The sequence below is a fragment of the Rosistilla carotiformis genome (assembly GCF_007753095.1).
Lineage (GTDB): Bacteria > Planctomycetota > Planctomycetia > Pirellulales > Pirellulaceae > Rosistilla > Rosistilla carotiformis.
The window spans coordinates 2,345,321-2,364,661 of the sequence record NZ_CP036348.1 but is presented as its reverse complement, the minus strand read 5'-3'; the positions used below and the strand labels follow the sequence as shown (position 1 = coordinate 2,364,661).

Here is a 19,341-nt window from a genome sequence, read left to right as displayed (position 1 = left end):
CGGGATCATCCGATATTTCGAACCCAGGGGTCAATACACATCCAGCCTGCTAGCGGCCTGTTTATGTAGGACTTTTCGGGAATTTTGGCTCGTATACTGCGCGGCCGATCGATCGGCCGCGGATTCAACCATCGCGTGGCAGCAGATGCCAGCATTTGAAGAGAGGCTGAAATTGTAACAGCCAGCCCCGAGGGCCTCGATGATCGAGGCCTTTGCATCAGATGTTCGGATACCGCAGGAGTGTTAGCGGATGAAGCCGCGTTGCTTCAGCAGATCGATCACCGCGTCGACGCAGGCATCGATACTTTGCGTATCGGTGTTCAGCGTCAGGTCGGCAGCTTCGGGAGCTTCATAAGGAGCGCTGACGCCTGGGAAATCCTGCAGCTTGCCCGCATCGGCGTCGGCGTATTGTCCGGTGGTGTCGCGCGAACGACAGACGTCGATCGGTGCGTCAACGTGGATCGTCAAGAAGCGTTCCTTGCCGATCACGCTGGCCACCTTGTCGCGGACCGAAGCGTTGGGGGCGACAAACGATGCGATGCAGATCAGCCCCGAATCGTTCACAAGGTGAGCCGAGTAGGCGGCGCGGCGAAGGTTTTCGCTGCGATCTTCGAAGCTGTATCCGAGGTCTTTGCTCAATCCGCGACGAACCTGTTGGCCATCGAGGACCGAGACCGAACGGCCCGAATCGAACAGTCGACGTTCGACGGCGCGAGCGATCGTCGTTTTGCCGCTGCATGTCAGGCCGGTCAGCAAGACCGTCGCCGGCTTTTGGCCGTAACGGGCTTCGCGTTCCTCGGAGCTGACTTGGCTCAACTGGCCGCTGCTATCCTCTTCGCCCGTCGATTCAGCGAGGTCTTCTTCCCAGATCGCTTGGCTCTTACCGCTGGAGCTGCGGTCGAGGATCATGCCCGCGGCAACGGTTTCGTTGGTCAAGCGATCGATCAGGATCAAGGCACCGGTCGCTCGGTTGTTGCGATAGGCGTCGAAGCAGATCGATTCGTTCAGCGACAATCGGCAGCGGCCGATTTCGTTCAGGTTCAACTGCGGCGAAAGCGTTCGGTGGACGGTGTTCACATCGATTTGATAACGCAGCGTTTCGATCGCTCCGGTGACCGATTGCGTCGCGTGTTTAACGACGTACGTCTTGCCGGGGACCATCGGGCTGGCGCTCATCCAAACCAGAATCGCTTCGATCGCGTCGGCGGATTGCGGCACGTTCCCCGGACGGACGATCATGTCGCCGCGGCTGCAATCGACTTCGTCGGCCAAGGTCAGTGTGACCGATTGCGATGCAAACGCCTCTTCCAAGTTGCCGTCATGGGTCACAATCTCCTTGACCTTCGTCGTCTTGCGACTTGGCATGATCATGACCTCATCCCCTTGGCGGATGATGCCCGACGCGATCGTGCCGCAGAAGCCGCGGAAGTCGAGGTTGGGGCGATTGACCCATTGCACGGGGAAGCGGAAATCCTGCAGGTTGCGGTCCGATCCGATGTAGACCGACTCCAGGAAATTCATCAGCGTGCTGCCGCGATACCACGGCGTGTTCGGGCTCGGTTCGACGACGTTGTCGCCGTTGAGAGCCGACAGCGGGATGAAGTGCAGATCGGGCAGGTCCAAGCGGACGGCAAACGATTTGTAATCGGCGCAGATCTCGTTGTATTTCTCTTCGCTGAAATCGACCAGATCCATCTTGTTGATCGCGACGACAACGTGCCGGATTCCCAGCAGCGAAACGATAAAGCTGTGCCGTTTGGTCTGCGTCATCACGCCGTGGCGGGCGTCGATCAGGATCACCGCCAGGTCGGCCGAACTGGCACCGGTCGCCATGTTCCGAGTGTATTGTTCGTGGCCGGGAGTGTCGGCGATGATGAACTTCCGCCGCGCGGTGCTGAAGTAGCGGTAGGCGACGTCGATCGTGATCCCCTGCTCCCGCTCCTCCTTCAAACCGTCGGTCGCCAGGGCCGGATCAAACTCTCCGCCGGCAGCACCTTGGGTTTTCGAATCGGCTTCCATCTTGGCCAATTCGTCTTCGTAGAGCATCTTCGAATCGAACAACAGCCGCCCGATCAGCGTGCTTTTGCCATCGTCGACGCTACCGCAGGTGATGAAACGGAGCAGTTGCTTCTGCTCGTGCTGCTTCAAGTAGGCGTTGATGTCTGTCGAAATGAGGTCTGATTGGTGCGACATGTCAGTTTTTTAAGGGCTTGGTGCGCCGTCAGGATCGATCGATGGCGAAATGGACGACGGAATGAAGTCTCAATGATTAAACAACGGATACAGAGTTCGAATCACGGCGGACGCCCTGCGTTGTGGCGACCGCCGAAACGATTAGAAGTATCCGCGTTCCTTTTTCTTCTGCATGCCTGCCCCCCCCTCATCCTTATCGATCAGGCGGCCTTGGCGTTCGCTGGTGCGAGTTAGCAACATTTCTTGGATGATCTCGGGCAGCGTCGTCGCTTCGGATTCGACAGCGCCGGTCAACGGGTAACAGCCCAAGGTGCGGAAGCGGACCATCTTCTCCATCGGCTTTTCGCCCGGACGCAGTTGGACTCGTTCGTCGTCCAACATGACCAGCACGCCATCGCGCTCGACCACCTGGCGGACCGCCGATTTGTACAGCGGAACGATCGGGATGTTTTCCAGGTGGATGTATTGCCAAACATCCAGCTCGGTCCAATTGCTCAACGGGAAGACGCGGATGCTCTCCCCTTTGTTGACCTTGGTGTTGTAGAGGTTCCACAGCTCGGGACGCTGGTTTTTCGGGTCCCAGCGATGCCGGCGATCGCGGAACGAAAAGACTCGCTCTTTCGCTCGGCTCTTCTCTTCGTCGCGACGCGCTCCACCAAACGCGGCGTCGAAACCGTGTTTGTCCAACGCCTGCTTGAGGCCGTCGGTCTTCATCACTTCGGTGTGCTTTTCGCTGTCATCCAACGGATGGATGCCCAGCTCACGTCCCTCTTCATTGATATGGACGATCAATTCCAGCCCCAGTTCATCGCGAACGTAGGTGTCGCGGAATTCGATCATCTCGCGGAATTTCCACGTCGTATCGACATGCATCAGCGGGAACGGCGGCTTGGCGGGATAAAACGCCTTCAGTGCCAACTGCACCATGACCGCCGAATCTTTGCCGATCGAATAGAGCATCACGGGGTTCTGAAACTCCGAAACCACTTCGCGGATGATGTGGATACTCTCGGCTTCGAGCTGTTTTAGATGCGTTAAGTTGTAATCAGTCATGGATTTTTGTTAGCTTTTGTCCGGCACCGGGAACAGAAGTTGAGGGCGTTGGTTCGCCCGAGTAGATCGAGCCCCGGGGCAAAAACGGGGACCGATGGATGGCCGACGCGAGCGTTTCCGCGTTGGCCAGACGAAGTATAAACGACTTCGTCGTACACGTTTAGCCCAGGCGTCGCCGGGCTGGAGCGTGGGAAATTACTTGCGAACCACGGGGACGCCGTGCTTCCAAATCTGCAGGATCACCCCTTCGTTTTCGGTCTCCGGCATTTGATAGCTGGCGACCTTTCGCAATTGCAAGCCTTTCATCACGCCGTGATGACGTGCTTCGTTCCGCTCTTCGACCCACTTGGGACCTTTGACCGCAAGCACTTGGCCGATCGAAGCCCAATGCGGCTCCAACCATGTGCACAGTTTACGAAGCGAGCCGACGGCGCGGACGACGATCGTGTCGAATCGCAGATCGTGCAACAGATCCTCGGCGCGGGCCGCGTAAACGGTGATCGGCAGGTTCAGTTCGGAAACGATGTCGTTGAGGACTTGGGCTTTCTTGCCGACCGATTCGGCCAGCGAGACCTGCAGGTCGGGGCGGACGATCGACAGCGGAATCCCGGGGACGCCACCGCCCGAACCGAGGTCGAGGACTTCGTGGTCGTCGGGGATGATGTTGGCCAGTTGGGTGACGTCGAGCATGTCGCGCGTCCCAAACAGCTGCCACGTCGTGTGCCGCGTCAGATTGACCTTCTCGTTCCATTCCCACATCAAACGGGCATAGTCTTGCAATCCCTCGAGTTGATCGTCGGGCAGGCTGATCTTTTCTTGAGCGAGTGCCTGCAGGAATTCGGGTTCAACGGTCATTCAATCTCTTTGTCTTGTTGTCTTTTGGTTGGTCTTCTGTAAACCAGATCGCGCGTCGGGTAAGCTGGTCGATCGCCTTGTTCGCGGATCGTTCGCGGCAGGAGCTGCGATCGTTGGGCTGCACCGTGGCGGCCTTCACACGCCGCGGCAACGGTTCTCAAGCACCTTGGTTTCCATCGGTCTTTGAGTCGCCGATATCGTAATGAAAGTCGCTCGGGCCTTAAGCTGCAATGATTATATTGACAATCGAATCAACGTGCGATGAGACTGCCGCTGCCGTGATCGCTTCGGGCCCCCAGGTTTTGGGGGCCGCCGTCGCCACTCAGACCGAATTACACGCCCGGTTCCAAGGCGTTGTCCCCGAGGTCGCCGCTCGCGCTCACGTCCAACGCATCCTGCCGGTGATCGACGAAGCGATCCGACAAGCCGACATCGATCCGGCCGATCTCGACGCGATCGCCGTCGCAAACACCCCCGGTTTGGCGGGTTCGTTGATGGTGGGGCTGACCGCCGCCAAAACCTTGGCCGTTGCTTGGAACAAGCCGCTGGTGGCGGTGAACCATCTGCAGGCCCATATCTACGCCTGCCAAATGTCCGATCCCGGCGAGATCTATCCCTGTGTGGGACTGATCGTCAGCGGCGGGCATACCAGCCTGTACGCTTGCCACAGCGCGACCGAACTGGACTATCTGGGGGGAACGATCGACGACGCCGCGGGCGAAGCGTTCGACAAAGTCGGGGCGATGCTCGGATTGCCCTTCCCCGGCGGGCCATCGGTCTCCCGCGCGGCAGCGGCTGGAAATCCGAAGGCGCACGATTTCCCTCGCTCTCTGGTTGGCGAGGATCATCTGAATTTCAGTTTCAGCGGTTTGAAGACCGCCGTTCGCTACTGTTTAGTCGGTCCGGGGAAGCAGGATTTTTCGCAGCTGGACCTGTCCGAGCAGCAATTGGCCGATCTGTGCGCCAGTTTTGAACAGGCTGTCGTCGACTGTTTGGTCGCCAAGAGTCGCCAAGCGATTCGGCAAACCGGTTTTTCCAAGCTGTGTGTTGGTGGCGGCGTCGCGGCCAACGGGCGACTTCGCGCCGCCCTGGCCGAAGCGGCTGATCGAGACGGATTTGGGCTGGTGATTGCCCCGCCGGACCTGTGCACCGACAACGCGGTGATGGGAGCGGTGGCGCTGGAACAGATCGAGCGCCACGGATACGACAGCCTCGACGTCGACATCCACCCCGGCCTGCAACGGGGCTACTGAGTCCGTCCTCACGCGAGACGGCGGGATTAGCGTAGGGTGCTGGCGACAGGAGCGGCCGCGATCTCGGTTTTGTCTAGCGCCGCCAACACGATCTGGGTCAGATCGATCGTGTCGGCGCGATAGACGACGTTTTTCATCACGCTTCGCAAGACGGTGTCGGGCTTTTCGAGATCCATCGCTTCGCTGTCATATCGCAGCACCAGGTCGATGTTGTTGTATTGTGCGACCTGTGAAATGATTCGGTGCATCTTTTGGTAGCCATCGAAATACAATCCCGCTTCGGCGTCGGCGAGACTCTTACGACGACGGAACACCTCAAGCTTCAACTGCGATTCAAGTTCCGCTAGCTTTTCTTCTTGCCTTGCATACTCGAGCGACCCCGGCTTGAAGGCTTTGATCGCCTTGGCTTCATTGAGCAGTTCCTGCTGCTTTGCTTTTCCGAAGTTCTGAAGTTCCGCCATTTGCTGTTCGATCGCCGCAACTTCAGCTTTGATGCATTCAGCGTTTTTGAAGATATAGGCGACGTCGATGATCGCGAACTTTCCGGGTGGTGGGGAATCTTGGGCAGTGCAGTGGTGCATTGCTGAAGTGCCCAACGAGAGCACCCCAAAGACCATCGAAGTAATAAATAGTGGTGTCCGCACGGTTGCGCTCCTTGCATCGCATGCAAAAAATGGCATCTGTCGATGCTTCGAATCCTGAAGCATTGGGATTGCTTAAGATCTACCGGATCGATTCGATCGCGTGATCCAAGCCGAAAGAGTGCCCGCCCTTCTCATGAGCTGGAGCCGACAAGAGGGCACAAATCGTGCCAAAGCCTTGATCCGACGTGGCTGCGATGTAATTAAGAAGGCAAACCTGCTGAAATTGGCGGTCGCTGCGGGCCAGTGTGCCCTAACAATTTAAGATGATTGGCTGTTGCAGTTTTTACAAAGGCACGAAATTATTACACGCATGAGCCTGCCCTTGGGCTTCAGTTACCCGCCGGGGTGTTCGGTGTGACCGCCGGCCCTCACCACCACGTTGTCCAGCACGCAATCCACATGCCCGACGAACTCATTTACCTCGACAATCATTCGACGACTCGATGCGATCCGCGAGTTGCTGACGCGATGCTGCCATTCCTGCTGGATTCGTACGGGAATCCGCACAGCAGCACGCATGCTGCCGGACATGCCGCGGCCGCAGCGATCGACGAGGCGTTGCGACAGATTGCGGAACATCTGGGAGGAGCCAAGGAGGAATGGATCATCACCAGCGGGGCGACCGAAAGCACGAATTTGGCGTTGCTGGGGCATTGCCTGCATCCACGAAATCGAAAACGCCACATTGTGACCGCGGTTACCGAACACCCGGCCGTTCTCGATCCGATCGAAATGCTGCGCCGCGAAGGGTTTCGGGTGACGGTCTTGGGGGTCGACGCCAACGGGCAGATCGACGAGGGACAATTTGCCGACACGTTGACCGACGACACGGGGATCGTCTCGTTAATGCTTGCCAACAACGAAATCGGCAGCCTGCATCCGTTGAAGCCCCTAATCGAAATCGCGCACCAGCGCGACATCCCCGTCCATACCGACGCCACACAAGCGGTTGGACGGGTCGCCATCGACGTTGCCGACTTGAAGGTTGATCTTCTGAGCTGTTCGGCTCACAAGTTCTACGGTCCCAAGGGAGTCGGTTTGCTGTACTGCCGCCGCCAGGGTCGGTTGACGCGGATCCAGCCTCGATTGTTCGGCGGAGGTCAGCAGCGCCGCGTACGTCCCGGGACGATGAACCCGGCAGCGATTGCCGGCATGGCAACCGCTTTACATTTGTGCACCGAAGGACTGTCCGCCGAAAACCAACGCATCGCGACGCTACGCCAACGCCTATGGGAGGGTCTCGTTCAAAGGATTCCCGGCCTGGAAATCAACGGCCCTGCGTTGGATTCACAATCGCGTGTGGCGGGGAATCTAAACGTGATGTTCCCTGGGGTGGAAGGGGAAGCGTTGATGCTCGCCTCTCCGCAGCTCGCCGTATCAAGTGGCTCGGCGTGCAACAGCCTCGACGCCGTGGCGAGCCATGTTTTACTGGGGATTGGGCGGAGCGAGCCGCAGGCGCGGTCCAGCCTGCGCATCGGAATCGGTCGTTTCAACACAGTCGACGAGATCGATCGGGCGATTACCATGCTGGCCGACGCCTATGAACAGATGCGACGATTCGGATGACCACTCGCTGCTGGTGTCGGCAACAGCTCCCGAGAGAGAACACCTGAGGCCAGGTAGGGGGACCCGTTAAGTACAAACGGATGTACCTGGGATTACGAGGCCCTAATTTTGCGATTATAGAACGGTTTCGCGCCAAAATTTACGCGGTTTATTACAGCCGATCTCTTATAGCGGCCGTCACCGTGTTTGTCCCTAGACGTTCTACGCAAAGGTACTGACGACAATCTGGCGGTTCGCATTGCAACACGGCACCTCATCCCTCTCGATCATTTAAGTGGCGGACTCATGCGAAACAAGCTTTCTACTTCGAAAACCGATGAAACGTATCCGTTCATTGTGGAGCTCGCCAACGGTCAGACAATTAAGGCGCACGCCGGGCCGTCGGGGTTGCCAATCATTCTGAGCAGCGCCCTGCCTGCGGATTTGCCTGCATTTACGGAACAATGCCCACCCAGCGAGGGACACTTCTCGAGCCATTGGGACGCAGCCAAGATGGAACATGCCGATCTTCAGAAATGCCGGTAGGTCCCCTTCTGGATTGCGCGACTGGCGTTAATCCCATAAAAACCACACCGTGTTGGTGCCGCGGACTTGACATCGCGAAAAGTGGCGATAACATTCAAGCAGTGAATAAGACATTGGTCTTAACAGGGCAGGGCGATCTATTGTAGGTTGCCATATGTCCGCCTCTAGGTAACACAGAACTCCTGATTTTCGTGTTCCTGGGTATGGCGTCACCTTTGTGTGCTGCCCAACTCGAATCCGCATCCACGGTCGATTCGGTTGCATTCCCGGGCTGTATTTGGAATCCTTAGGGATCATGGCATTAGGCCATTTCTGCAGGGATCCCCAGAGCATGGTTTACATGTGCTTTCGGGCTGCACGATCGAGTACAACGGTTAGGTCAGGGTTCTACGAGTCTGCTTCTTTGGGAAATGGTTTGGAAGACCACTCCGGCTGCAGTTAACGTACGCTCGATTATGGGCATCACCAGTCCGTCGCTCTGGTATCCCTCTAACACATGACCTCTGTTTTGCAACTAACGGATTTGCGGCGAAATCTCTTACACCAGCACTCGCAGTCCGATGCGCCACCTCTCGGTGAAACATGGGCTCCGGTTGGCTATCTTGGGTGACTCATGGCTAAAAAGAAACGATCCTACCGCGGACGAGGCGGCAGCGGAAACGAAAGCAATTCCAACGGGAATGGCGGTGGTAACGGCAACGGCGGAAAAAGCCGAGTTGGCCGACGCCGACGCCGCCCCTCCGACGGCAACAACAACGTCAATGGCAATCGTCAGCCCGATGGCGATTTGCCGCCAGTCGATGATGACGCGCCGCTGGTCGAAGGAGTGGGACTGCTGGAAATGCACCCCAATGGATATGGTTTCCTGCGAAGCCCTGGAACCAGCTTTACTCGCGACCGCTCGGACCCCTTTGTTCCCGGCACGATGATCGAAAAGTTCGGTTTGCGTGAAGGGGTGATGATCCGAGGCATGGTCCAACCGGGCCGGCGGCATCAAGGGCCACGGATTCGAGAAATCCTCGACGTCGACGGAATCAGCCCCGACGATTATGCCGAAGTGAAACATTTCGATTCGCTGACCGCAATCAATCCTGAACAGTGGTTGCGGCTGGAAATGGGCAAGAAGCCGCTAACCAACCGCGTGATCGACCTGCTTGCCCCGCTGGGCAAAGGCCAACGCTCGCTGATCGTTGCCCCTCCGCGATCGGGAAAAACCGTGATGCTGCAGGACATCAGCAGCGGCATCGCCCAGAATCACCCCGACGTCAAGCTGATCGTTCTGTTGATCGACGAGCGTCCCGAGGAAGTCACCGACATGAAGCGACATGTCGTCGGCGGCGAAGTCATCGCCAGCAGCTTGGACATGGACGTTGATTCCCACGTCCGACTCAGCCAACTGGTGATTGAACGCTGCAAACGATTGGCTGAAATGGGACAGGATGTCTTCCTGCTGCTCGATTCGATCACTCGATTGGCCCGCGCGTTTAACAAGTGGGTTGGGCAGACCGGTCGTGGCCGGGCCACAATGACTGGCGGTTTGGACGTCAAGGCGATGGACATCCCGAAGAAGTTGTTCGCCACCGCGCGTGCCTTCCAAGAAGGCGGCTCGTTGACGATCGTCGGCACCGCGTTGGTTGACACCAACAGCCGAATGGATGAAGCGATCTTCCAGGAGTTTAAGGGCACCGGCAACATGGAAGTTGTTCTCGATCGCCGCTTGGCCGATCGCCGCGTTTGGCCGTCGATCGACATCTCGCAATCGGGAACCCGCCGCGAAGAACTGCTGCACGACGAGGAGACCTACGAAGCGGTCACCATGCTGCGTCGCACACTCTCGGAAATGCACCACGTCGACGCGATGGAACAGCTGACCAAACAGCTGGGACGATTCGAGACAAACGCCGACTTTATCAAGCTAATTAGTGGTGCAAAGCTGACAGGTTAGCAAACCCCTCTTTACAGAACGCGGCAATCCAGCGAAGCTCTTGCCGCGGCGTTGTCTGTTCCCATACAAACAACGCACAGCCTGGAGGATAAGCGAATTGGTGAGCGGCCTCATTGGAACTGAGGTACCCCGTAAGGGGCTGCGGGTTCGAGTCCCGTGTCCTCCGCCTTCACAAAAAGACCTCGTAAAACGTAGTGTTTTACGGGGTCTTTATCTTTGGCACACCCGTGTGTGCCACAAGTGTGCCAAAAGGAGAGTTCTTACCCGACAGGATCGCTCGCAAAGCGCAGCGACTGAATGCCGAATCGGTTACAAAACTTCTAAACGCCGGAACGCCCGACGCTACTTCCAATCAACTTCAACTGGTCCATCTTACGACGTGATTCTTCATCACTGAGGTGATAGTAATGACGAACCATCTCGCTGTCGGCATGGCCAAGCCAATTCATCACGATTCGCTCGGGAATCGCATTGTTCGCGCAAGTACTACAAAAGTAGTGACGGAAGCTGTGAAGCCGACCATTTTCAAAACTTCGTTCACCGGGGTACGCTTTGGGAAACCTGGGGGTCAGTGGTTCGATGACTTCACGCACCAGGATGTTCCGAACGGTATCTGGCTTGAGCTGGCCGCCACGCGGTCCAAGAAACACCCGATTGCTTTGACGTGGTAACGATTGAAGCACGCCTAGGAAACTTTGATGAATTGGAATGTGCCGAGTCCTGCTACTCTTCGTCGACCGACGCTCGTTGCCGCTGTCGGCGAATCCGCTTTCATCAGCAATCGTTAACGCCCTGTCGTCGAAGCGAACGTCCGACCATTTGAGTGAAGCCAGTTCGCTGATCCGAAGACCGGTACAGGACAACCCGATGATCACGCCCTGGAGCCACGTGAGTTCATCGTTCTCACCGCAGTATTGGATCATTGCCGCAACTTCCGCGTCGGTGTAGCAGTAAGCCCGTTGGCAATCAGCTTTCCGCAGTTTTAACTTTAAAGGCTCACGCGACAAATGCCCTTCGGTGCATAGCCATTTGAAAGCGGTCTTGATCGTGTTGAGTTCACCGAACACGGTCTTGTAAGCGTACTCTAGCTCCGTCAGGTGTTCGGCGTAGTCGCCAAGCGTTTTCTCAGTAACCTGATTCCAATGCACGATCCGTCTGGTCTTCAGGAAGGCTTCCAATTTGTCCAAGATCGACTTGTAGCGTTTTTGGGTGTTCTCCTTGGTTCCACCCACCAGCCTGGGCCGCGAAGTGTGATCGTCAAAAAGCTTCCGGCCCGCTTTGATCGACAGGTGCCGAGGTCCGGCTGATGAGGTGGAGCGCGGTACCAGCCCAAGATTCTCGGCCTGGACGCGATCAAGATGATGAAGGTTAGCAAGTGCATCGTGCTTGTCTTTCGTGCCGAGCGACGTCCGCTGACTTCCAGCACCATTCGAGCGGCCATCGGCATACCAGACTCCGTTTCTCCTTTGGTAAATAGGCCAGCGAAAGAACTGGCATTGAAACTGTTCAAGATGATTTTTTTTGGGCATGATTGCCTCCATTTGTTGGGGAACGCCAGTCGTTCATCCACGCCGGTCGTTTGCCAGCGAGGCTCTTGCCTCGGGCTGCTGTACCGATTGGAGATTGCTGCGAGTCGCGACATTCGCCATCCTGGGTTAGCGAGCTGGACGAAAAGAGCTCGCTCTCGGGAATCCAAATTCGACTGTTCTTCCCAGCCTTCTGGATTTTCGTAAGCTGACCGCGACTGAGATAGCGATGAACCGTCGCCAGTGAGATCCCGGCGCGTTTGGCAAACTCGTTCGGCGACAAGCAGCCTTGTGGGCGGTTTGATTGACTTGCGAATGACATGAATCAGAACGTTCTGATCAGGTGGCCACTGATGCCGTGGCTGATAGCAGAAACAAACGCTTGCCTCCGCCTTCTTCCCAGAGCCAAATAAGCCGAATGCTATTTTGAAGACAGGCTTGAAGAGCTAGGTTTCATGGGTTTCGCGGAACTCCACAATCGCTGGCAGGGCTGTCTCTTCGACCTCGAGATCCTCGAGAATCTCCTGATCTGAGCAGCCCTTGGCGATCAACTTCGATATGCGTAACAGCATCTGTTGGACGTCCTGCGGGGCTTGCTGGGCAGCCAGCTCTTCAACCACTCCGGGATTTCCCTGTTGGTTTCGACCGCCTGAGACGGTCGTGTCATCTACCGGTCGACGAGAATTAGCGCGAAGGGCACGGCGTCCGGAAGCCTGTGCGACCGTTTCGCCTAACAGTCGAGAAAGCTGGGTTACGCCCATCACTTCCACCCAATTCTCGACAGAAAACTCATGTCCGGTCACGAGCTTGAATCCGCTCCGATACCAATTTCTTGCCGAGGTTTTTGACTGTCCAAGTTCTTTAACGACATCTTTCATGCTGCGTACAGCATCACGATGATACTTTCCCTCCGACCAACCTTCTCGGAGGTCCCAAGCTCGCAGATAGTCCTCGTATTTTTTTTCACTTACACGACTATTGGGGAGTTTGAGACGCTCCCGCCATTGGTCGCGAAGATTTTTCAGATCGGAATTAAATTCCTCGGCTGGTGCGGCAGGATTGAGTTGGTAAAGCGGTATATTGGCGAGCAAATCGAGGTCAGGACATTCGGCGGAGTTCAGAAGTGAAAGCGATTCGAATCGATTTCTCGAATCGGTGTTGTCCGCCGCACGAGAAAAATGTTCCGAAAGCAGTCGGAGAGTCTCCGGCTGAAGATTTGCCGCCAGCAGCAATTTTGCCATTAATCGCAAGCTCACAGGACGTGCCGCTCGCTTGAGCCACAAGAAATTTGTTTCTGCATCTACTAGGGAGTCGAATTCGAGGGCGGGATTCACTGGAATACCATTAACACCCAGGAGTTCGCCGACCTCGGAGAATACGGGGGTAGACAAGAACTCCTGCTCGAAAGAATTTGGAGCAGACGCTTTCAGAGTTTGGAGCGTTTCCCACAGCCAAATGTAGAGCGGGTGACGTCGTAGGACTTCCCACTTGTACTTAACTGAAAGGCTGTCGAGATGTGTGGGGTCGAGTATTAATTTGTAGTCGATGTTCAGCTTACTTTTTCCGGTAACGTTTGCGCGTGCGAATTCACGATTCGACGAATTTGCGGCTATTTCGGGCTATTGAAGGGTGAAAGTTCCAGTAGGATGCGCCACTTTTTTCATTCACTCAAGAACAAAACTTACGACAACGCCTCTTCACCTCGCCGCGGTCGCCGGCGGGGTTTTGCTTCAGATTGACAGCCCGACCTACAGAGAACGGAAGAGCAGCTTAGCCCGGGAGAGACGGGCAACCAAGGAAATACACGCCTCAACTGGCGTCAGGCGTCCTATTTGTCGAGCAAAAAGTGGAAGTTGTGGCGACCGTCGATAGCTAACTCTTTCCCTATCTATTATGACGCAAGAAAGCTCTTAATTTAGCTTTTTCTAGACGTCGAATATTCAGTTTATGGCCTATTTTGCAGGGTACTGGCAACATAGAATCGAGGTTTGGCACCATACGGCTGAAATCCCTCTAGAGTGACGGTTCCATCGAATATTGGTGCAGATCGAGCGTCTCCAAGACCGTATTGTCCCACAAAGTTGCCTGAAAGCCGCTAAACCAGCCTGAATTCGATGATAACGAGGGTAACGATTCGCACGCGCTCGCATCTGCGGGCGCTGACGATTCGTTGATCGAGTTGTCACTCGGTTTGAAGTCGTTAACTGGCTTGTCGCTGCTTCGAGTCTGTTATGGGGAGCCTTTTCGGACAGTAGTGGAACACTGCTGGTCGAAACTTAACGCGAAAGGCCGATGCAAATGCATCGGCCTTTTTGCGTTGATGCCCGCAATTTGCGGCACTTTCGATCGCTGCCGGGCCAATGATTCCGCTCTCGCCATGTCGTCGGTGAGGTCCGGGAAAGCATCTTTCCCGCAAGCGATCCCGAGACCAACAACAGAAACTCTCGAACTCTCTGAGTTAACATTCACGGCCCAGTTAACGCGATCGGTACCGGAGAGAGAGACTTCGAGACGTCCTGGACATTGACCAGGTTGATCGGTTGCGTCTTGCGTTCCAGTTGCTGCACCGCGCACAAATGTTCTCTAGAATGATGGCCGGCAGAACCACGTGCGTAACTGGTTTGGGTATGAAACCTGGGGCTGAGAACTTTTGGCGAGTCATCTCTCTTTCGCAGACCGAGAGAATCTGCTTGAAACGATCCGCAGCCTGAGCGGCGAGGAACTTGACGTCATTGTCCTGTTAAGGAGGACCGGCGAATGGGCACTCGTGCTTGATCCGGAGTTTGGTTTTGAACAAGCGCTGCTGCGGAATCTGACTCAGTTAGCGAACTACCTTCGACTTCATCATGCGTCCGAAGATATTGCGTCCATTGCACGCGGGGCCATTCAGTTTGTGGTTACCAACCATGGCCGACCAACGGCTGGCGAGGATCAGTCCGAAGCAGAGTACCGCGAAGCGACTAAATTCCATGCTCTTGGCCAAGCGTTTATCGCGAGCTACGCCGTCCATGAAATCGCCGTACGGTTGGAAGAACCAGTAGCGTATCATCCGCCCGCCATCACCGCCGAAGAGCAGGCTCGTGCGGAGGATATTTTCGAGAAGCTATCGTCGTTAAGTGGATGCGACGATGAACTCACTGAGCGGGTGATCGAGAACCTTGATGTGATACAGCATCTTGCCGATTGTGGTTTCCTGAAACGCCTTGCGGCGAACGCAAAGACACTGATTGACGTTTTGCATGATGCAAGTCGCTCGAATGATGACAAAGTTTGCGCACGAGGTGCCCTCCGATATTTCGTTGAGGATGATGACGCGATCAATGACGGCCTTGGGTTGATCGGCTACCTCGATGATCTGTTCATCTTACAGACGGCTGTGGACCTTGTAAGTCCGCTGCGTGAACCACTCATCGAACTTCTGGATCACGTGGTCGGTGTTTGGCCGTTCTTGAACATGCTGACGCTCGACGACGGGTCTGGGCCGCGAGCTGCATCGGAGTTTACGATCCTAAATTCTGCGTTGTCGTGTCGCAATCTTCGAGACACGAAGACTCTGAACACGATGTTGATTGCGCCCGAGACTGGACCGATCGCAATTCTTATTGGGTTTGTCTCAACGCTTGGGTTAGCGCACGAGGCAGGGCTTCGGCAGTTGACTGAGAGTTCATTCAATCCAGGACAAAAGGTATTAGTTGACTATTCGGCTGTGGCGGTTTTTGAGGGCATCGACAATCTGCCTGATGGACGTCGCATGTTCAAACTGCGGAAGGACCGAACCGAGCGAGGCCAGAAAAACCTCGGCTCGATTACCTACTGGCCTATTTCGGATTTGTACCGATTGGTTCCGGTTGACTCGACACGAGTTGCAAGAGGTGAGGTTGGGTGGAAAGCACGGAACACTGAAACCGCAATTTGCGGCCTCGATTTTCTGTTCAACGGTCCGAATAAGGCAGACGTTCATGCCATCAAGAAAAAGGTCGTCGTGGTGATGCCCACCACGCTTGCTGCCGAGTTTTGCAAATCAACGCTCCTGTACGGGCAACCGATCAAAGACGTGATCCCCATTGGTCAGATATCTTCCGATGGAGAAGAGGCAGAGCAATGGTCGACGCGTTTTGGCACGCAACCACCGGTGCTTCTTTTTGCATCGGACCTCGATGTCGCGTGCAGCTTCGCACAGGAGAACCCTGATGAAATTGAGCTGATTGTCGTCGATGTTGCGGGTCGAAATCGTGAGAAGCACGCCGGCATCAAATTACTCAATCGACTGAAGGTTCCGTGCTTGATGATCGCAACCGAGCGAATAGCGAACGAGACGGAATCGGATCAGCACAATGATTTAAGTGTGTGGGAGTGGGGCGCGGAAGATTTGAAAGCGTTGGTCTGGCCAGAACGAAAGCTTGCCGCCAACGCAGGCGAGATTGCGAAATTTGAGCATCGCGTTCGAGCGACTTCATCAGCGAAGCCGATCATTGAGATCGTCTCGTCCCCGATCGTTGGCGTGACGTTCAGCGCTTTCGCGACAGTCCGGCGGTTGGCGAAACGTCGCGGACCAGACGGTCTTCCCGAACTTGAAGAAATTGTCGCGCAGGCTTTTTATGCGATTACCCGTTTGATGCGATGTGCGACCAAATTGCAGGATGAGTCGCAGTCCGTCCTCGAAGTCTTGGGGCGAGTGACCAAGATTGAGTCATTGGTTGCGTCATCCAACTACCTCTCGGAAGACGAGCGAAACGCGGCGGTGGAAGTTGCGGAACGAATTCGGGATCTGCTTAATAGCTTGCGTGAGTGCAATCCGAAGAGCGAAGCAATGCAGAAAGTTCTCTCGCAATTCCCCAAGGCTGACGTTCTATGCGCGGACGCGAGATTGGTTCCTGAACTCGAAACTGCATTCACCGGAAAGCCGAACCGCGTGCATGCGTCGGCAGCGGCAGGTGAATCGTTCGGGAATGGCTTGATTGTGACGGGTTGGTTCAAACAAAGCCGGATGGCGTCCGTGCTATCGCCGCCAATTGCCGATCCGATCGTCTTATTGTTGTATGACGTTGAACGGAAGTGGCACAAACAGTTTTCCGAACAACGTCAGAAGATGCGAGGTGAGCGAACGAGACTTCGTGGGCGTAATGCAATTTTCCCGTCAATGACGGGCTGGAAGAATCCACGTCCGCCTGCGGAAGTCCGGCAAGTCGAAGTACCTGAAGTCGATGCCATCGAAGAGGTCCAGGACGATATCGACGAAGGCTTCCGTCAGCGTATCTACGATCAAGTGGGTTCGGGACATTCGGAGGCTGATGCCAAAGCACGGCTGCTCATATTTGCCGGCGGTGTCTACGGCTTGTTCACGGATAAGTACAAACTGAATGTCGTGACACACCTCCTCGCCGGCACGCACGATGATGACGACGGGAAGGCGATGGTGAAGCTGGTGGGAGCGAAGGACGTGGCGGTCGGCGACAAGGTCGTTTTTCGCCCTAAAAGTAGAGACTTGATTCGTGAAGTCGCCGATGAGTTGCTTGATCCGGGTGAACGGGAGCTTTCAGGGCTTTGGCGAATCGCGTTGCGGACTTATATCGACGAGCACTCGCTCAGTGACGAAGTGGTCTGCCAGAAACTTCAAACTGCGGGCTGTAAGACGCAACTGCAAGCGATCAGCAATTGGATTCACGATGATGATGTGATTGCACCGCAGAAGTATCAAACCGATGTGCCGGCGATTGCGAGTGTGACTGGAAATGAGGAGCTTTCGCGGAAAACCGACGCGGTCATCGCAGCGATCAAGAATGTGCGAAGCGCGCACCAGCAAAAGGCACCGCGCCTCATCGCAAAGCGGATTCGCAAGAAGGCCGCGTCGGTGGTTCGTCAAGAGCAAGCCGATGAGGCCGTGGTTCAGCTTGGCGACGATCTTGTTTTGCTGAGAGTCTCGGAGACGGCGTCGAAGTTGATGCCGGTCAAATACACTGCGGCCAATCGACTGATTGAGGGCGACACATGGCACGAATGATTCCGCCGAAGATTCATCCCGAGGTCAAAAGCGCCGCTGAACGCAGGGTGTTCGATTGGATTCGAGATGCACAGGGAACGGAGGACTGGATTTGTCTTCACTCGTTGGGGTTGAGTGAACACGAATCGAAACGTCGTGCAGAGATTGACTTTCTGCTGCTAACTCGAATTGGCGTCTTTGTTCTTGAAGTCAAAGGTGGTCGTGTCGCGCGTGAGAACGGGGTTTGGAAGTTCACCAACCGCTACGGCAAAACGGATACGAAATCTGAAGGACCGTTTGATCAAGCAAGCGGTGCGATGTTCGGCCTCGAAAAACGTGTTCGCGAGAAGTTCGATTCAGGTGATCGCCGGCAACATCGTTTGCTCTACGGATTCGGAGTCATCACTCCTGATTGCCCGCTTGCCGACATGCTTGGCACGGAAGCCGACCGACGCCAGCTCTACGATCGCGACAGTTTCAAGACCGCGAATCAGTCGATCAAGACTTTCATCGAGGAGTTGGCTCAGTACTGGCGGGAACGGAGTTCGCTTGGCGACAATCCCGGCCGCTACGCTCCCACGGAAAAAGACCTCGAACTGCTGTCGGCGTTTCTGCGAGGCGACTTTGACCGCGTCCCCTCGATGGGAGCGATCGCCGACGCCGCCACTCACCAAATGCACGCCCTGGAGTCGGAGCAGTATCAAGTTCTGGATGCACTGGAGAAATACCCGAACCCACGATTGATCGTGCAGGGCGGTGCCGGCACGGGCAAAACGTTGCTCGCGGCCGAGATCTCGCGACGGGAGGCCAACACAACGGATGGCGACGTTCTGTTGCTCTGCTTCAATCGAGTTCTTGCAGGCGTTCTGCGAAAGAATGTGACTTCGCGTGGACGCGGAACCGTTGTCGTTAACTCGATCCATGCGGTGCTTCACGCTTTGATCGAAGGTTCCGAGGTTGAGGCTGAGTTTGAGGCTTCCAAGGCCGGATTGGATCATGCTGAAATATTCAATCGACTCATGCCGGAGTTCGCGTTGCACGCTCTGATGACGAAAAATTGCCCGCAGTACAAATCGCTCGTGATTGATGAAGCACAGGACATGCTCTCTCGCCCGATGCTGGATGTTTTGGATGCCCTGGTCGTCGGCGGTTTGAAAAACGGTCGTTGGTGGTTCTTTTGCGACCGAAATAATCAGGCATCCGTCTTCGGAGTTTACGAAGACGAAGCTCTGTTTCTACTGATTCCGATTGGTGTCGCGGTTCTTCTGCCAACGAACCGACGAAACACGATTCAAATCGCAACCGAAACTGAAATCAAAACGCTGCCGCAATTTCCGCCGGCAGCCACCGTTGACGGGATTCCAGTTAAGACAGACTGGTACAAGAAACCGGCTGATCAACGCCAGCTTCTCAGCACGACGTTGAAGAAGCTGCTGAACGAGGAAATATCGCCGCATCAAATTTCTGTTTTGTCCTGTCGCAAAGCCGAAGATTCCTGCGCCAGTCAGTTTCGCGATTTTCAATTAGCGACCATCGACGAAGGCAACGCGTGGAAAGTTGGTTCAAAATTATTGAACCAAGTCACCGCTTGCAGTGTCTCATCGTTCAAAGGACTCGAGAACGATTTCATCATCTTGACGGATGTGGACGAATTGTCTCCCGACTGGTGGCGTGGCGTTGTGTACGTGGGAATGTCGCGGGCGAGGATTGGGTTGTACGTTTTTATCAACCAAAAGTTGGAGCCTCTTTGCGATGAGCGACAACGCGACTGGTTGCGAAAGCAAGTCACGGAATGAATTGG

Annotated in this window: 11 protein-coding genes and 1 tRNA gene; 6 read left to right on the top strand and 6 right to left on the bottom strand. The window is 55.6% G+C overall.

What is annotated here, in order from left to right:
* Positions 1–243: 243 nt before the first annotated feature.
* The 3 genes from cysN to rsmG all read right to left on the bottom strand — a co-directional run bounded on the left by cysN (position 244) and on the right by rsmG (position 4,101).
* Entirely contained in the window at positions 244–2,193 is a 1,950-nt protein-coding gene (cysN, locus tag Poly24_RS08755) for a sulfate adenylyltransferase subunit CysN (protein ID WP_145093430.1), read from the bottom strand.
* Positions 2,194–2,334: 141 nt separating this feature from the next.
* Positions 2,335–3,246 (bottom strand): sulfate adenylyltransferase subunit CysD, encoded by a 912-nt coding sequence (gene cysD, locus Poly24_RS08750; protein ID WP_145093427.1) that lies wholly within the window; start codon positions 3,244–3,246, stop codon positions 2,335–2,337.
* A gap of 195 nt (positions 3,247–3,441) precedes the next feature.
* Positions 3,442–4,101: a 16S rRNA (guanine(527)-N(7))-methyltransferase RsmG gene (gene rsmG / locus Poly24_RS08745; protein ID WP_145093424.1), complete on the bottom strand. Its 660-nt coding sequence runs from the start codon at positions 4,099–4,101 to the stop codon at positions 3,442–3,444.
* Between the two features lie 230 nt (positions 4,102–4,331).
* On the opposite strand from rsmG, the gene tsaD reads away from it, so the two are divergent.
* Positions 4,332–5,354 carry a tRNA (adenosine(37)-N6)-threonylcarbamoyltransferase complex transferase subunit TsaD gene (gene tsaD / locus Poly24_RS08740; protein WP_145093421.1) on the top strand — a complete coding sequence of 341 codons (1,023 nt, stop codon included), beginning with the start codon at positions 4,332–4,334 and terminating at the stop codon, positions 5,352–5,354.
* Positions 5,355–5,380: 26 nt separating this feature from the next.
* Here the strand turns inward: tsaD and Poly24_RS08735 are convergent, their stop codons facing one another.
* Positions 5,381–5,998 carry an OmpH family outer membrane protein gene (locus Poly24_RS08735; protein ID WP_197452431.1) on the bottom strand — a complete coding sequence of 206 codons (618 nt, stop codon included), beginning with the start codon at positions 5,996–5,998 and terminating at the stop codon, positions 5,381–5,383.
* A 399-nt stretch (positions 5,999–6,397) separates the two neighbouring features.
* Here Poly24_RS08735 and Poly24_RS08730 point away from each other — a divergent pair, with 399 nt between their 5' ends.
* From Poly24_RS08730 to Poly24_RS08720, 3 genes are all read left to right on the top strand, one after another.
* Entirely contained in the window at positions 6,398–7,564 is a 1,167-nt protein-coding gene (locus Poly24_RS08730; protein WP_145093415.1) for a cysteine desulfurase family protein, read from the top strand.
* 1,138 nt (positions 7,565–8,702) lie between these two features.
* Entirely contained in the window at positions 8,703–10,034 is a 1,332-nt protein-coding gene (gene rho / locus Poly24_RS08725) for a transcription termination factor Rho (protein ID WP_145093412.1), read from the top strand.
* Between the two features lie 83 nt (positions 10,035–10,117).
* Positions 10,118–10,200 (top strand) — tRNA-Ser (locus tag Poly24_RS08720).
* A 154-nt stretch (positions 10,201–10,354) separates the two neighbouring features.
* Here the strand turns inward: Poly24_RS08720 and Poly24_RS08715 are convergent.
* Both Poly24_RS08715 and Poly24_RS08710 read right to left on the bottom strand, forming a co-directional pair.
* Positions 10,355–11,563 (bottom strand): tyrosine-type recombinase/integrase, encoded by a 1,209-nt coding sequence (locus tag Poly24_RS08715; RefSeq protein WP_197452430.1) that lies wholly within the window; start codon positions 11,561–11,563, stop codon positions 10,355–10,357.
* Positions 11,564–12,006: 443 nt separating this feature from the next.
* Positions 12,007–12,951 carry a hypothetical protein gene (locus Poly24_RS08710; RefSeq protein ID WP_145093406.1) on the bottom strand — a complete coding sequence of 315 codons (945 nt, stop codon included), beginning with the start codon at positions 12,949–12,951 and terminating at the stop codon, positions 12,007–12,009.
* 1,259 nt (positions 12,952–14,210) lie between these two features.
* On the opposite strand from Poly24_RS08710, the gene Poly24_RS08705 reads away from it, so the two are divergent.
* The gene (locus Poly24_RS08705) at positions 14,211–17,561 is read left to right on the top strand and encodes a DrmE family protein (RefSeq protein WP_145093403.1); all 3,351 of its coding nucleotides are present in this window, start codon (positions 14,211–14,213) and stop codon (positions 17,559–17,561) included.
* Positions 17,549–19,336 (top strand): nuclease-related domain-containing DEAD/DEAH box helicase, encoded by a 1,788-nt coding sequence (locus tag Poly24_RS08700; RefSeq protein WP_145093400.1) that lies wholly within the window; start codon positions 17,549–17,551, stop codon positions 19,334–19,336. The genes Poly24_RS08705 and Poly24_RS08700 overlap by 13 nt, the downstream gene beginning before the upstream one ends.
* Positions 19,337–19,341: the final 5 nt, after the last annotated feature.